Source organism: Roseovarius sp., from assembly GCF_030373445.1.
In the GTDB taxonomy this organism is placed as follows: Bacteria; Pseudomonadota; Alphaproteobacteria; order Rhodobacterales; family Rhodobacteraceae; genus Roseovarius.
In genome coordinates this window covers 95,371-110,374 of sequence record NZ_JAUCYU010000007.1, presented here as the reverse complement: position 1 = coordinate 110,374, position 15,004 = coordinate 95,371, and the positions used below count along the sequence as shown (strand labels likewise).

Sequence of the window (15,004 nt, the reverse complement as noted above, 5' to 3'; positions counted from 1 at the left end):
AAAAGTGAGGGAGACACCCGTGACCAGCACGCTGAAGACGATCAACCCCGCCACGGACGAGACGATCAAGAGCTACGAGACCATGAGCGACGAGGAGATGCGCGCCGCCATCGACCTCTGCCATGGCGCCTTCGAGGAATGGAAACTGGTCTCGCTCGAGGAGCGGGCCAGGGTCATCAAGGCCATCGGCCAGGCCCTGCGCGACAACAAGGAAGACTTCGCCCAGCTCATGACCCGCGAGGTCGGCAAGCTGATCAACGACAGCCGCGACGAGATCGAGCTCTGCGCCGCGATCTGCGACTTCACCGCCGAGACCGGCCCCAAGGAGCTGGCCGACGAGGAGCGCGACATCCCCGGCGGCACCGGCGTCGTGACCTATGCGCCCGTGGGCGTGATCTATGGCATCCAGCCGTGGAACTTTCCCTGCTACCAGGCCGTGCGCTATACCGTCGCCAACCTGATGGCGGGCAATGGCGTGATGCTGAAACACGCCGAAAGCTGCACCGGCAGCGGCCTGTTCCTGCGCGACGTGATGAAACAGGCGGGCCTGCCCGAGCATCTCTTCACCATCCTGCTGATCGACCATGACCAGTCGGACAAGGTCATCGCCCACCGCCATGTGCGCGGCGTCACCCTGACGGGCAGCGACGGCGCCGGCCGGATCGTGGCCGAACAGGCCGCGAAACACCTCAAGAAAACGGTGCTGGAGCTGGGCTCGAACGACGCCTACGTGGTGCTCGACGATGCCGATCTCGACCTCGCGGTGAAGACCTGCGTCGCGGGCCGGATTTACAACAACGGCGAAACCTGCGTCGCCGCCAAGCGCTTCATCGTGACCGAGAAGAACTACGACGCCTTCGTCGAGCGCTTCACCGAGAAGATGAAGGCCATCGCCACCGGCGCCCCCACCGACGAGAACACCAGGCTCGGCCCGATGGCGCGGACCGACCTGCGCGACACCCTGGCCGAGCAGGTAGAGGAGAGCGTCGCCAAGGGCGCCCGCGTCCTCTGCGGCGGCGAGGTGCCGGCGGGCAAGGGGGCCTATTACCCCGCCACCGTGCTGGTCGACGTCAAACCCGGCCAACCGGCTTACGATGACGAGCTCTTCGGCCCCGTCGCCTCGATCATCAAGGCCAGGGATGACGAGGACGCCATGCGCATCGCCAATGACAGCCGCTATGGCCTCGGCGGCGGCATCTTCTCGAAGGACACCAAGCGCGCCCGCAAGCTGGCGGCGCAGCATTTCGACACCGGCATGGTCTGTATCAACAAGTACAACGTGGCCCTGCCCAACATGCCCTTCGGCGGCGTCAAGGATTCCGGCTATGGCCGCGAGCATGGCGGCTTCGGCATGAAGGAGTTCGTGAACGCCAAGTCGCTCTACATGGCGGCCTAGGCTTTCCGGGGGCGGTCAGGCCGCGACGAGCTGGCCGCCCTCGACCCGCAGCACCCGGTCGGCATCGCTGATCGTCTGCGGCCGGTGCGCGATCACCAGCGAGGTGCGCCCCTCCGACAGCCGGTTCAGCGCTTTCTGGATGCGCTTTTCCGTCTCCAGGTCCAGTGCCGACGTCGCCTCGTCCAGGATCAGGATCGGCGGATCCTTCAGGAAGGTCCGCGCAATCGCCACCCGCTGCTTCTGCCCGCCCGACAATGCCACGCCGCGTTCGCCCACCACGGTATCGAGCCCCTGCGGCAGGTTGGCGACAAGCTCGCTCAACTGCGCCTGCGCCAGCGCCTCGAGGATTTCCTCTTCGCTCGCGCCCAACCGGCCATAGGCCACGTTCTCGCGCAGCGTGCCGCCGAACAGGAACACGTCCTGGCTGACCACGCCGATCTGGCGGCGCAGGCTGGTCAGCGTGAACTCGCGGATATCCACCCCGTCGATCAGGATGCGCCCGCCCTGCGGGTCGTAGAACCGCGGCACCAGCGACACCAGCGTCGACTTGCCCGCGCCCGACTGGCCGATGATGGCGACGGTCTCGCCGGCCTTCACGGAGATCGAGATATCCTCCAGCACCGGCATCGCCGGGTCATAGCTGAACGAGACGTTCTCGATGGTGATATCGCCGCGAAAGGCCGGCGCCTCCTGCGCGCCCGGCTTCTCGGCCACGTCCGGCTCCAGCGCCATCAGCTCGCGGTAGCGTTTGAACCCCGCAAGCCCGCGCGGATAAAGCTCCATCACCGCCGCGATCTTGTCAAGCGGGCGGAAGAACACGCCCACCAGCAACAGGAAGGCCACGAAGCCGCCGATCGACAGGCTGCCCCGCGCCACGAACAGCGCCCCCGCCACCAGGATCGCCACCTGCACCAGCCGCATCCCCATGTAGTTCAGCGTGGTCGACGCCGCCATCAGCCGGTAGGCATCGAGCTTGGTGCGCCGGTAATTGGCATTGTCCTGCGCGAACAGGTCCTTTTCATGCGCCTCGTTGGCGAAGGACTGCACCACCCGGATGCCGCCCACGTTCTCCTCCAGCCGCACGTTGAAATTCGCCACGCTGCGGTAGATCTGCTGCCATGTCTGCGTCAGCCTGCGGCCATAGACCGCCACCAGCACCACCACCGCCGGGAAGATCACCGCCGTGATCAGCCCCAGTTCGACATTGATGAACACCATCAGGATAAAGGCACCGACAAAGGTCATCAGCGCCACGAACAGGTCTTCCGGCCCATGATGCGCCACCTCGCCGATCTCCTCGAGGTCGCGCGTCACCCGCGCCACCAGCGTGCCGGTGCGCTGCCGGTCGAAGAAGGCGAAGGACAGCCGCTGCAACTGGTCGAACGCCTTGCGCCGCATCTCCGTCTCGATATTGATGCCCAGCATGTGGCCCCAGTAGGTCACCACGGCCATCAGCCCGGCATTGAACAGGTACACCACCAGCAGCCCGGCCGCCGCCAGGATGATCAGCGGCAGGTCGCCGCTCGGCAACAGCCGGTCGATGTAGAACTTGATGGCGATGGGAAAGGCCAGCTCCAGCAGGCCGGAGGCGATGGCACAGCCGAAATCCAGCAGGAACAGACCCCGCCACGGGCGGTAATAGGACAGGAAATGTCTGAGCATCCGTCGGTGGCCCGCGCTGTTGGGTCGTGATTTGGCTGGCGTCCGCGTCTGGCGCGGGCCGGCTGGCTGAGCGGGGTGATAATCGCTGGCGGCGCGTTGGGCAATCCCCGCCGCTTGAAGGATCGGCCCCTTTGGTTGACACCCGCCCGCCACGCGGTACAACAGCCCCCAGCCAGCGATTTCGCCCAGCCATCCCGGATGCAGAGGCGAGGCGCATGAGTTTTCACCCCAGGATGTACGCCGCCGTTCAGGGCTTCCAGCCGCTGGGCGAGCTGAAAAGCCTGTCGCTCGACCGGATGGTCGTGGATTACTGGCGCGTGCGGGGCCGCGCCGGGGCAGGGGGGCGCTATGCCTCGCTTCATCCCCGCTTCGTGCTGATCCTCGACGACCGCCGCCTGTCGCTTTCCCGCGCGCGCGGCGGGGCGGCGGAACCGGCGGCGGGCTGCTACATCCCCGCCGGGCTGGAAATCTGGGGCACGCTGCCCGAGGCCGGCAAATTGCGCCATGTCGACATCCACCTGCCGCTCGCCCGCCTTCGGGAACTGACGGACCCCGGCACACCGCTCGACCGCCCGGTGATCCTGCCCGATCTCGGCCCGCTGGCCCCGCTGGCGGGCCTCCTGCGCGACGAATGCACGGCGGCGAAACCCTCCGGCCAACGCGGCGAGGCGCTGGCCCGCGCGGCGGTGACCGAGATGTTCCACCTCGGCCGCGCCGGCCAGCTCGGGCACGGCGAGACATGGCTCGACACGCTCCGCGCCCACGTGCTCGACCGCATGGCCCACCGCATCGCCATCGACGATCTCGCCCGCGCCGCCGGCCTCTCGCGCACCCATTTCAACCGCACCTTCCGCCGCGCCACCGGGCAATCGCCCTATCGCTGGGTGCTGGGGCTGAAGCTGGGCTATGCCAAACGCCTTCTGGTCCACGGCGTGCCCTGCGCCGAGGTGGCCCAGGTCACGGGCTTTGCCGACCAGGCCCATTTCTCGCGCAGTTTCCGGGCGGAAACCGGCGCCGCGCCCGCCCATTGGGCCCGCGCACAGGCGGCGGGGCCGAATGGTCCGATTGTTCAAGACAATCCATCCCGATAGTTTTTATCAGGAACTCGGATCGCCAGCTGTCAGACCCTCCCTTTCCGGTCGGGGCCAGCCGCGAAATGACTTTCAGAGGGACGCCGATATGGCCAACACCACCACCCGCACCCGCGGAGCCGCCCGACTGGGCGCTCTCGGGCTCCTGCTGCTCACCACCGCCACCGCGGCCACGACCGCCCACGCCCAAGCCGAAGACGAGAATTTCGACCTCGGCACGCTCACCCTGCGCAACCAGGAAGACACGACGGGCCCCGTCGGCGCCGACAAGAACCCGCCCACCGTGACCGGCACCAAGGCCCCCGTCACCGTCAACGAGGTGCCGCAATCCGTCTCGGTCCTCGGCCGCGAGAAGATCGAGCGCTTCGGCGCCAACCGCGTCAGCGAGGCCCTGCGCTACACCGCCGGCGTCACCTCCGACGTGTTCGGCGACGACAACGATTACGACTGGCTCCGAATCCGCGGCTTCCAGGCCGACCAGACCGGCATCTACCTCGACAACGCCCAGAACCTCTCCTTCGCCTTCGGCTCCTTCTTCATCGACCCCTACACGATCGAGCGGATCGAGGTGCTGCGCGGGCCCTCCTCGGCGCTCTATGGCGGGTCGAACCCGGGCGGCATCGTCAACTACGTCTCGAAACGCCCCGGCGGCCGGATCCGCGAATACACACTCGGCGTCAACGACGCCACCGGCGCCTACCTCGAATTCGACTATGGCGACGATATCGGCGACAGCCGCTCCTACCGGCTGACCGGCCGCCTCGAAGGCGGCGACAAGTACGATGCCCTCAACGAAGGCCTGCGCGGCACCTTCGCGCCCTCCTACCGCTTTACCACCGACGGCGGTACCGAGGTCACGCTGCTGGCCAACATCCACGTCGCCGACGAGAAGCACAACGGCAGCACCTTCCTGCCCTACGCGGGCACCGTCGTGCCGACCGCGCAGTTCGGCTATATCGACCCCGACGCCAACTTTTCCGACCCGAACTGGGACAAGTACGAGCGCCGGCAGGCCTCGGTCTCGGCCATCGTCGAGCACGAGTTCTCCAACGGCTTCACCTTCACCGGCATCGGCCGCCTCGGCTATGCCGACGTGCACGAACGCTACTACTACCCGTTCGGCTATGCCGGCTTCTCGCCCACGCCGACCGACCCACAGGGCACGCTCAGCCTCATCGCCTTCGAGCACGACACCCAGGTCGCCACCGCCCAGACCGACCTGCGCTACTACGGCACCGTCTCGACCGGCGCGGTCGAGCACGACCTGCTCTTCGGCCTCGACGCGCGGTACTACGAGATCGACGAGACCCAGGCCTCGGGCTTCGGCTCCAACCAGGTCGTCGGGCCCACCCCGCCGGGCACCCCGGCCATCGGCGCGCCCTACCAGGACGCCACCACCAAGCAGCGCCAGGTCGGCCTCTACGTCCAGGACCAGATGCGCTGGGGCAGCGGCTGGATCGCCACGCTCAACCTGCGCCACGATATCGTCAAGACCAGCCAGGACGGCACCGGCGCCTTCAGCCGCGACGACAGCGAAACCTCCTGGCGTGCGGCGCTGGCCTATGAAACGGCCTCGGGTTTCACGCCCTATCTCTCCTATTCCACCTTCTTCAACCCGCTCATCACCTCGCCCGCCAACGGCGTGACGAAGCCCGAAACCGGCGACCAGGTCGAACTGGGCTTCAAATGGGCGCCCGAGGGCGGGAATTTCTCGCTCACCGGCTCGGCCTTCGAGATCAACCGCGAGAACGTGGTCGTCGGCGTCTTCCCGGTCTTCAGCCAGCTGGGCGAGGTCCGCTCGCGCGGGGTGGAGCTTGAGGGCGAATACGATTTCGGCAACGGCTTCTACGTGCAGGCCGCCGCCACCTGGCTCGACGCCGAGGTGCGCCGCGACAGCAACGCCGCGCTGATCGGCACGACGCCCACGCTCATCCCGGAAACCGAGCTGTCGCTCTTGGGCACCTACGCCTTCTCCGGAAGCTTGCAGGGGCTGGAACTGGGCGCAGGCGTCCGCCATCGCGGCGAAAGCTTCGCCAACGCGGCCAACACGCTGACGGTACCGGATTCCACGATTTACGACCTCTATGCCAGCTACGCCTTCAAGAACGGTCTCGAGGCCAACCTGTCGGTCACCAACGTCGCCGACGAGCGCTACGTCACCGGCTGCCAGACCGCCTATGTCTGCTCCTACGGCTCGGGGCGCGAGTTCAACTTCTCGGTGACCTCGCGGTTCTGAGGGGTTCCACGCGACGGAAAAACGGGGGCGCGGTTCCGAAAGGGCCGCGCCTTTTTCGGTTTTGAAACCTCTCCACGAAGCACCCGCGCGGAATCCAGGGCGAAGCCCGCCGCGCATCGCTGGGCCGTCCGGACGGCACGGCGATTTGGACGATGGAGTGCAACCTCGCGCATGTCAGAGGCACTCGGCGACCATAAAGCATCAGGCCACGACCGTCGGCTCGCCGCACCACGGCCCAACAATGCGCGGCTCCGCGACGTCGGGGAACCCCCCGTTGCGCCCGACACAACATCTCGCCTGTTGCACCCGGACCGCCGCATTAACACCCCGCCTCACAGACCCGGAAACCGACGCGATACCGACGGAATACCGACGTGATACCGACGTCGAAATCCCTGCAAAACAACGCCGTTAACCATCGAATCGCCGATCACGCCGTCCAGTAGGCCGACAGGTACATCTCCTGCCTTCCCAGCCCGGCCGCCTCCCGGAAATACTGCCGCGCGGCCCGCACCACCCCGGCCTCGGCCGCGAACCACACGAACCGGCTCTCCTCCGGCCCCGGCAGCTCTGCGGCCAGCATATGCGCCTTGAGCGGCGCATCCTCGCCCCGCGTCAGCCATGTCAGCCGCATCCCCTCCGGCAGGGCCAGCGGGCAGCGGTCGGCGGGGTCGGCAAGCTCGATGAACACCTCGCCCCTCCGGTCCTTTGGCGCGTGTTCCAGGATTCGCCGGATCGCCGGAAGGGCGGTTTCATCTCCGCCCATAACCATATGATCTGACTCGGGAAAATCACCTCCGCCGGGCCCCATCACGCCGACCACGTCACCCGGTTTCGCGGACCTTGCCCAGCCCGTCGCCAGACCGCCCTCATGCTCGAATACATCGAAGCTGAACCACCCCTCCGCCGCATCCAGCTCGACGAAGGTATAGGCCGCCCGGTGCAGTGCCTCCTCCCCCGTGGGCCAGACCGTGCGGCCTTTCTCGTTGACCTCCGGCCAGCGCGGCTCCGGCCCCGGCGGCAGTAATAGCGAGAAGTGCATCCCCCCGGTCAGAAGGTGTAACACCCCCTCGCAACCCATTGTCACCCTTAGGAAATGTGCCGACACCCGCCGCACCTCCAGCACCGTGCCAAGGTGGAAATTCGGCGGCCTGACATTCCGCGCCACTTCCCCCGTCCATTCCAGCCCCGCGCAGGTCTCCGGGCTGATTTGGTCGAGCACCACCAGCACCCCCTCGCGGGCCTGGTGAAGCTGCGCGGAATTGCCCGCCCGGATGTCGAGCGAGAAGCCCGCGCCGTCGAGTTGCAGCCTGACGCAAGCCTCTGAAAACGTTGCAGTAAGTGCCGTATCGCCCAGCTCGAGCGGCAGGTCGTAGGCGCGCAGGTACCCCGCCGTCTGGCGAAGCAGACCCTCGGGCGGGGCGCCGTCGAACCGGGCGGTGCTGCGATGCGTGTCACTCATGCGGAAACCTCCGTTTCAGGGATATCGAGGGGCACCACCATCGGGGTGCCCGTCACCGGGTCCGGCATCACCCGCGCCCGCAGCCCGAAAGCCGCGCCGAGATGCTCCGGCGTCAGCACGGTCTCGGGCGCACCTGCGGCGATCAGCCCGTTTTTCCCAAGCAGAACAAGGTGATCCGAGTAACGCGCCGCCAGGTTGAGGTCGTGCAGGACGCTCACCACCGCCGTCCCGGATTGCCGGTTGAGCCGTCGCAAGAGCCCCAGCACCTCCATCTGGTGGGTGAGGTCGAGATAGGTCGTGGGTTCGTCCAGCAGCAGCCACGGCGTGCCCTGCGCCAGCACAAGCGCCAGCCACGCCCGCTGCCGCTGTCCGCCCGACAGCTCCGCCAGGTCGCGATGGGCAAGCTCCGTCATCCCCACCGCCGCCAGCGCCCCGTCACAGGCCGCCCGATCCTCCTCGCGCCACGGGCTCAGCAACCCGCGCCACGGCAGGCGCCCCCGCCGCACAAGGTCGGCCACGCGGATCCCTTCGGGCGCCCGCGGCGCCTGCGGCAGGATCGCCAGCCGCCGTGCCAGCGCCCGCGGGGTCATGTGGCCCATATCCTCGCCATCCAGCGTGACCCGGCCAGAATGAGCTGGAAGAATGCGCGCCAATGCCTTGAGAAGCGTGGATTTCCCGCATCCATTGGGCCCGATGATCGCGGTGACCTTGTCGCCCGGAAGCGACAGGTCGAGCGCCTCGATCACGGGCCCTCCATCATAGGCCAGCGTCAGGCTGCTTGCCTCCAGCATCACAGGTCCCCCTTGTCCATTTCGCGCGACAGGCGCCAGAGCAGGTAGGGCGCACCCAGTAGCCCCGTCGCCACCCCCACCGGCAGTTGCAAACCGGGCAGCGAGGCCCGCGCCAGCAGGTCCGCGAGCATCACGATCAGCGCCCCGGCCGCCGCGCCCGCGGCCATCCGCGCCGCCGGGCTCCGCGCCCCGGTCATCCGCGCCCCGAACGGCCCCGCCATCAGCGCCACGAAGGGCACCGGCCCCGCCACCGCCACCCCCGTCGCGGCCAGCAGTACGGCAATGCCGGATATCCGCCACCGCGCCGGCTCTGCCCGCACGCCAAGCCCGGTTGCCAGCTCGCCCCCCAGCTCCATCGCCATCAGGGGCCGCGCCTGCGAAAAAGCCAGTAAAGACAGGGCAATACCAGCCCCCCAGACCTGTGCCGCGTGCCCCCAGTTTCGGGCGGCGAGCGACCCGGTCAGCCAGCGCTGCGCCTCCGCCGCCGCGGTGCCGGGCAGGAGCGTCATCAGGAAAGTGGCCAGCGCCGTCGCGGTGAATCCGGTGCCGAGCCCCACGAGGATGATGGTCAGCGCCGGCGTCCCGCTGCCCCGGCGCCAGGCCAGCGCGCCCACGACCCCGGCCACCGCCAGCCCGCCAATCGCGGCGAGCACCGGCGCAGGCAGGGCGATGCCGAAGGCGATGCCGGCGATGATGGCAAGGCCCGCGCCGGCGTTGAAGCCCAGAAGATCGGGCGCGGCCAAGGGGTTACGGAACAGCGTCTGGAAGATCGTGCCCGACAGGCCCAGTACCGCGCCTGCGCCCAGGGCCGTCGCCACGCGCGGCCCGCGGATCGTGTCGAGGATCAGCGCGCCGGGGCCCTCGCCGGTCAGCAGCCCCTGCCAGAGGACCGAAGGCGAGGCGTCGATCTGCCCGTGCAACAGCGCCGCCACGCTGGCCAGCACCAGCAACAGGGCCAGCAACACCGCCCCCCTCATGCCATCGCCCCCGGCCGCAGGCGCCGCGCGATCCAGACGAAGACCGGCCCGCCCAGGAGCGCCACCATGATGCCCGCCCGCACCTCGCCCGGTGCAAGGATGATCCGGCCCGCCACGTCGGCCAGCGTCAGGATCAGCGCGCCAAGCGCGGCGGAGGTGCCAAGCTGCGCCCTGAGCGACGCGCCGGCGAGGGGCCGCGCAAGGTGCGGCGCCATCAGCCCGAGAAAGGCGATCGGCCCGGCAATGGCCACCGCCGCGCCGGTGGTCAGGGTCACCGCCAAAAGCCCGCCCGCTTGCACCCGCGCGGGCCGCGTGCCCAGGCCGCGCGCCACGTCGGCGCCCATCGACAGCGCCTCGATCAGCGGCGCGATGAGCAGCGCCAGCGCCGCGCCGGCAAGGGCGAGAAGGGCCATCTCCGCGACCGGGCGATAGACCGCCTCGGTCAGCGACCCGGCCACCCAGAAGCGCAGGATATCGAGCGAGTCCTGCCGCACCAGCACTATCGCCGTGACCATCGACAGCAGCAGCGCGTTCAGCGCCGCCCCCGCCAGCGTCAGCCGCACCGGTCCGGCATCGCCCCGCAGCCCGCCGCCAAGCGCGAAGACCGCGACCGAGGCCAGCGCCGCGCCGGGAAAGGCGAGGAGCGCGATGGCGGCCTGGTCGGAGCGCCCGAAGACCGCCGCGCCCAAAAGCAGGGCAAAGGCCGCGCCCGCGTTGATGCCGAGGATGCCCGGATCGGCCAGCGGGTTGCGGGTGAGGGTCTGCATCACCGTGCCCGCCACCCCCAGCGCGGCCCCGGCGATCAGTCCGGCCACCAGCCGGGGCAGGCGGATTGCCATCAGGGTCACATGCGCCGGGTCATGCGGGTCATAGGCGGTGAGGGCGGCGAGGAAGTCGGGCAGGCCGAGCGCCCGTGGCCCGGTGGTCAGCGACAGCGCGGCGGCCAGAGCCAGCAGCAGGGCGAGGAGGGCGGCCCGCCTCATGGCAGAAGCCCCGCGGCCCGGGCGGAGGGCACCACGGTTTGCGGGTCGCCGTCGAGCGCGGCGGTGATCTCGGCCTCCAGCCGGTCGAGGGCGAAGGGCAGGGAGAGGACGCTGCCGAAGGAGAGGGCGGCGGCGGTCACCTCGTCGGCAAAGACCTCGCGGCCTTCGAGATGCGCCTGAAGCGTGCGGCGCATCGGCAGGCCGGCGATGGCCTTCGCGCCGCTGAAGGAGGAGATCCACACGAGCAGGTCGGCGTCGAGCGGCGAGAGATCCTCGGGCGAGAGCGTGGTATAGAACCCGTCGACCGCCGCCAGTTCCTGCAGGGCCGGCGGGAGGCCGAAACCCAACCCGGCGAAGAACTGGGCCCGGCTGTCACCGGGCATGAAGGCGCCGGTCTGGCCGCCGTTCTGCCAGGCCGCGACGGCCGTGGCGCCTTGCCAGCCGGGATGTCGGGCCCGCGCGGCGGCGAAACGCTCCTCGACCCCGGCGATGAGGTGTTCGGCCCGGTCTGACTGGCCGGTGGCGCGGGCGATGCGCCGGGTGTCGGCCTGCCACGGCGTGCCGAAGGCGGGCTGTCCGGGCGCTTGCATCAGCACGGGCGCAATCCGCGACAGTAGCTCGTATTCCGCCCGCGAGATGCCCGAGCCGATCCCGACGATCAGGTCGGGCGCGAGGCCCGCAACAAGTTCCATCGAGACCTCGCCTGTCAGGACCTGTGGCGCAGCACCACCGAGCCTCTCCTTGGCCCAGGGCCAGGCGGCATGGGGCCGCCCGCCGAACCATTCGCGCACCGCCAGCGGCGCCACCCCCAGCGCCAGCAGCGGGTCCTGCGTGGTATAGCCCAGCGACACGACGCGCCGCGCGGGGCGGTCGAGCACCGCCTCGCCCCACGGCCCGGCAAAGCGCAGCGTCTCGGCCGCGCGCAGCAATGACGGCGTGGCCAGCAGGGCGCAGCCGCCCGCGGTCAGAACCTGCCGCCGGGTTCGGGCCGATGCAACGCGGGCGCGGGTACGGGAAGGGGTGGTCATGGCATTCGGACGATCGGCAACGCTGTGATTTTTCGGTTCGGTGGCGCGGGTTACGCCAACGCGGTCGGAAAAGGTGCAGCGGGGTTTCGGGAGTGAACCAGATGCCTAGTCGTCACCAATTGGGCGGCACCTTACCGCCCGCGCCGGGCCGGTTCAAGGCCGTGCGGGAGGCCAAGCGGCCCCTCCCGCCGCCGGTGACATTTCCCCCTTTCCCCGGGCCGCGATCCGCGCTACCAGAGCGCTGCTTCGGTCCGGGCGGTGCGCTGCCCGGTGAAAAGGGAACACGGTGAGGTGTAGCCATCAGGCGCCAATTCCGTGACTGCCCCCGCAACTGTAGGCGGAGAGCGAAGCCGGACCATGTCACTGCCGCGCGCAAGCGCGGTGGGAAGACCCGGCCAAGCGACGACCCGCAAGTCAGGAGACCTGCCGCGGCGATCACCCTGTCCGGGCGCGGGGCGCGCATGGGCAACGGAGCTTTCCGTAGAGGTGTTGTTTCACCGTCTGCGGGGGCACGTCCTCCGAGACCAATCAAGCTGATTTGCACCGCCGAGCCGGGGCAATACGGAGGGACCGACATGATACGCCACGCGCGTCTTGGCCTGCTGGCCACCACCATTCTTGCAACACCTGCCATGGCCGAGGACGCCTATGACCTCGGCACGCTGGTCATCTCCGGCGGGCTGACCCCTGTCGAGGCACGGGAGTACGGCCGCGCCGCATCGGTGCTGACCGGGGAAGAGATCGAGGAGAGCGGGGCGCAATACGTGGCCGACGTGCTGCGCGCGCTTCCCGGCGTGGCGGTGTCGCGCACCGGCGGGTTCGGCGGGCGCACGCAGGTGCGGCTGCGCGGGCATGAAAGCAACCATACGCTGGTGCTGATCGACGGGGTCGAAGTGGCGGCGCCGGACGTGGGCGAATACGATTTCGGCGGGCTGCTGGCCGCGGATATCGCGCGCATCGAGGTGATCCGCGGGCCGCAATCGGCGCTCTACGGCTCGAACGCCATCGGCGGGGTGATCTCGATCACCACCAAGCGCCCGACCGAGGCCGGCATCAGCGGCGAAGTGGGGTTCGAGGTGGGATCGGACGGCACCTACGAGGGGCGGGTGGCCGTGCGCCAGCGCTCCGACCGGGGCGAGATCAGCTTCTCGGCCGCCCGGCGCGAGACCGGCGGCTTCGACATCTCCGGCACTCCCGGCGGCGAAGACGACGGCGACCTGAACCGCACCTACAACCTGACGGGGCGGTTTTTCGTCAATGACCGGCTGACGCTTGGCGGCACCTTTCGCCACACCGACCGGGTCTCCGACACCGACGGCTTCGCCTTCGGCGCGCCCAACAGCGCCGGGCTTGTGGTCGACGACGCCTCGAACGCCGAGCTGCAGGAGAGCTTCGGCTCGCTCTTCGCCGAGCTGGAGGCGTTCGGCGGGCGTCTGCAGAACCGCCTCGACCTGTCCTTCGCCCATATCGACCGGCAGGGCCGCAACGGCGCGGGCGTGCAGGACCAGGACAACACCGGCACCCGTGCCAAGCTCAGCTACAAGGGCACCGTGGCGCTCGATTCCGGCGACGTGGACAGTGCCGATCACACCCTGACCTTCGCGGCCGAGTGGGAATACCTGACCTACAAGGGCAACCAGGCGTTTTTCGGCCCCGGCGAGCTGGTCAAGCGGACGCGCGAGCAGGCGGCGCTTGTGGTCGAGTACCAGGGCAGCCTCGGCAACGGGTTCGACCTGCAGGGCAGCCTCCGGCATGATTTCAACGACAGGTTCGAGGATTTCACCACCTACGCGGTCGGTGCCTCCTACACGTTGCCGAACGGGGCGACGCGGGTTCACGCCTCCTATGGCACCGGGGTGCAGAACCCGACGCTGATCGAGCAGTTCGGCTTCTTCGCCAACTTCCGCGGCAATCCGGCCCTCGAACCGGAACAGAGCAAGGGCTGGGATATCGGGATCGAGCAGCAATTCCTCGGCGGGCGCGGCGTGGTCGACGTGACCTATTTCGACGACGAACTGACCGACGAGATCACTTCGGTCTTCGACCCCGCCACCGGTATTTCGACGCCGGTCAACCAGGTCGGCAGGAGCGACCGGAAAGGGGTGGAGGTGTCGGCCGACCTGGCGGTGACCGACCGGTTCGACGTCGGCCTGAGCTATACCTGGCTGGATGCCTCGAACCCCGACGGCACGGTCGAGGTGCGCCGGCCCGAGCACGAGGCGCTCTTGCAGCTGGGTTACCGGATGCCGAACGACCGTACGCGGATCAACCTCGACCTGCGCCACGTGGCGGGCAATCACGACAGCGATTTCACCTCGCCGGCATTCGGGGCGCGCACCGTGCGCCTCTCGGATTACACGCTGGTGAACCTGCGCCTCAGCCATGATATCACCGACAGCACCCGGCTGACGGCCGGGATACACAACCTGACGGATGCGCGGTACGAGGAACTGGATGGCTATGCGACGCAGGGGCGAACCGTGTTCTTCGGCGCGACGAGCCGGTTCTGAGGTGACGGGCGCGGGCTGGATATGCCGTCTTGCCGCCCTTGCGCTGGCGGCGATCGCCGCCGGGGCCGGGGCGGCACAGACCGAGGCGCAAACCGGGGCGCCGGCCCGCGTCGTGTCGATGAACCTCTGCACCGATCAGCTTGCGATGATGCTGGCGGGCGAGGGGCAGTTGCATTCGGTCAGTCACGTGTCGACGGACGCCCGCGTATCGCCCATGTCCGACGCGGCGGCAGCCTATATTGCCAATCACGGTCGCGCCGAGGAGATCTTCCTGATGCGGCCCGACCTGGTGCTGGCGGGCGAGTTCTCGCCCCCGGCGACCCTTGCCATGCTGGATCGGCTGGGGCTGGCGGTTGCGGTCATTCCCGCCGCGTCCTCGCTCGAGGATGTGCGCGAGCGGATCATCCGGGTGGGCGAGGTGCTGCACCGGGACAAGGCCGCCGCGCGCATGGTCGCGGATTACGACGCGCGGCTGGCGGCCCTGCGGTCGGAGGTGGAGGAACGGCCGTCGGCGGTGCTCTACTATGCCAACGGCTATAGCTCGGGCGAGAACACGCTGGCCGGGCAGATCCTTTCGGCGGCGGGCTTCGGGAACGCGGCGGTCGGGGCCGGCTACGGCGCGGGCAGCAAGCTGCCGCTGGAGGTGCTGGCGATGGCCGCCCCCGACACGGTGATCACGGCGCGGGCCTATCCCGGCGCGTCGCGCTCGGAAGAGGTGATGGACCACCCGGCCGTGAAGGCGTTCCGCGCGCCGGGCGGGGCGGCAATGACCGATCAGGACTGGGTCTGCGGCACGCCCTTCGTGCTCCGCGCCATCGAAAGGCTGGGCGCCGCACGGCGCCAGATCACCGGGGCGGCGGATTGAGCC

The 15,004-nt window shown here is 69.0% G+C and carries 11 protein-coding genes and 1 riboswitch; of the genes, 5 read left to right on the top strand and 6 right to left on the bottom strand.

The genetic code is table 11. The features are described from left to right. Window positions 1-4 precede the first annotated feature (4 nt). The gene (locus QUV18_RS13965) at window positions 5-1,396 is read left to right on the top strand and encodes an NAD-dependent succinate-semialdehyde dehydrogenase (protein ID WP_300894593.1); all 1,392 of its coding nucleotides are present in this window, start codon (window positions 5-7) and stop codon (window positions 1,394-1,396) included. Window positions 1,397-1,411: 15 nt separating this feature from the next. Here QUV18_RS13965 and QUV18_RS13960 read toward each other — a convergent pair whose 3' ends face one another. After that, entirely contained in the window at window positions 1,412-3,058 is a 1,647-nt protein-coding gene (locus tag QUV18_RS13960) for an ABC transporter ATP-binding protein (protein WP_300894592.1), read from the bottom strand. Between the two features lie 215 nt (window positions 3,059-3,273). On the opposite strand from QUV18_RS13960, the gene QUV18_RS13955 reads away from it, so the two are divergent. Together QUV18_RS13955 and QUV18_RS13950 are read left to right on the top strand one after the other, a co-directional pair. Continuing rightward, a complete protein-coding gene (locus QUV18_RS13955) occupies window positions 3,274-4,149 on the top strand; it encodes an AraC family transcriptional regulator (protein WP_300894591.1) in 876 nt (291 codons plus the stop codon). An 88-nt stretch (window positions 4,150-4,237) separates the two neighbouring features. Beyond that, complete coding sequence (locus QUV18_RS13950; protein ID WP_300894590.1) at window positions 4,238-6,385, top strand: TonB-dependent siderophore receptor; 2,148 nt, start codon at window positions 4,238-4,240, stop codon at window positions 6,383-6,385. 430 nt (window positions 6,386-6,815) lie between these two features. Here the strand turns inward: QUV18_RS13950 and QUV18_RS13945 are convergent, their stop codons facing one another. From QUV18_RS13945 to QUV18_RS13925, 5 genes are read right to left on the bottom strand one after another with little or no spacing between them, the layout of a single operon-like run. Next, a complete protein-coding gene (locus tag QUV18_RS13945) occupies window positions 6,816-7,847 on the bottom strand; it encodes a siderophore-interacting protein (protein WP_300894589.1) in 1,032 nt (343 codons plus the stop codon). Beyond that, on the bottom strand, window positions 7,844-8,638 hold the full coding sequence (locus tag QUV18_RS13940) for an ABC transporter ATP-binding protein (protein ID WP_300894588.1): 795 nt from the start codon (window positions 8,636-8,638) through the stop codon (window positions 7,844-7,846). The genes QUV18_RS13945 and QUV18_RS13940 overlap by 4 nt, the downstream gene beginning before the upstream one ends. Further along, window positions 8,638-9,615: an iron ABC transporter permease gene (locus QUV18_RS13935; RefSeq protein ID WP_300894587.1), complete on the bottom strand. Its 978-nt coding sequence runs from the start codon at window positions 9,613-9,615 to the stop codon at window positions 8,638-8,640. The genes QUV18_RS13940 and QUV18_RS13935 overlap by 1 nt, the downstream gene beginning before the upstream one ends. Then, the gene (locus tag QUV18_RS13930; RefSeq protein ID WP_300894586.1) at window positions 9,612-10,598 is read right to left on the bottom strand and encodes an iron ABC transporter permease; all 987 of its coding nucleotides are present in this window, start codon (window positions 10,596-10,598) and stop codon (window positions 9,612-9,614) included. Before QUV18_RS13930 ends, QUV18_RS13935 begins: the two co-directional genes overlap by 4 nt. Beyond that, on the bottom strand, window positions 10,595-11,626 hold the full coding sequence (locus tag QUV18_RS13925) for an ABC transporter substrate-binding protein (RefSeq protein WP_300894585.1): 1,032 nt from the start codon (window positions 11,624-11,626) through the stop codon (window positions 10,595-10,597). The genes QUV18_RS13930 and QUV18_RS13925 overlap by 4 nt, the downstream gene beginning before the upstream one ends. Window positions 11,627-11,856: 230 nt before the next feature. After that, window positions 11,857-12,072, top strand: a riboswitch (cobalamin riboswitch). A 129-nt stretch (window positions 12,073-12,201) separates the two neighbouring features. On the opposite strand from QUV18_RS13925, the gene QUV18_RS13920 reads away from it, so the two are divergent. After that, a complete protein-coding gene (locus tag QUV18_RS13920) occupies window positions 12,202-14,136 on the top strand; it encodes a TonB-dependent receptor (RefSeq protein WP_300894584.1) in 1,935 nt (644 codons plus the stop codon). Window position 14,137: 1 nt separating this feature from the next. Then, entirely contained in the window at window positions 14,138-15,001 is an 864-nt protein-coding gene (locus QUV18_RS13915; RefSeq protein WP_300894583.1) for an ABC transporter substrate-binding protein, read from the top strand. Window positions 15,002-15,004 lie beyond the last annotated feature (3 nt).

Coding starts and splice junctions, on each gene's coding strand:
- QUV18_RS13920 (WP_300894584.1), top strand. CDS start 12,202: ATGATACGCCACGCGCGTCTTGGCCTGCTGGCCACCACCATTCTTGCA.
- QUV18_RS13930 (WP_300894586.1), bottom strand. CDS start 10,598: ATGAGGCGGGCCGCCCTCCTCGCCCTGCTGCTGGCTCTGGCCGCCGCG.
- QUV18_RS13955 (WP_300894591.1), top strand. CDS start 3,274: ATGAGTTTTCACCCCAGGATGTACGCCGCCGTTCAGGGCTTCCAGCCG.
- QUV18_RS13945 (WP_300894589.1), bottom strand. CDS start 7,847: ATGAGTGACACGCATCGCAGCACCGCCCGGTTCGACGGCGCCCCGCCC.
- QUV18_RS13925 (WP_300894585.1), bottom strand. CDS start 11,626: ATGACCACCCCTTCCCGTACCCGCGCCCGCGTTGCATCGGCCCGAACC.
- QUV18_RS13940 (WP_300894588.1), bottom strand. CDS start 8,638: ATGCTGGAGGCAAGCAGCCTGACGCTGGCCTATGATGGAGGGCCCGTG.
- QUV18_RS13950 (WP_300894590.1), top strand. CDS start 4,238: ATGGCCAACACCACCACCCGCACCCGCGGAGCCGCCCGACTGGGCGCT.
- QUV18_RS13960 (WP_300894592.1), bottom strand. CDS start 3,058: ATGCTCAGACATTTCCTGTCCTATTACCGCCCGTGGCGGGGTCTGTTC.
- QUV18_RS13935 (WP_300894587.1), bottom strand. CDS start 9,615: ATGAGGGGGGCGGTGTTGCTGGCCCTGTTGCTGGTGCTGGCCAGCGTG.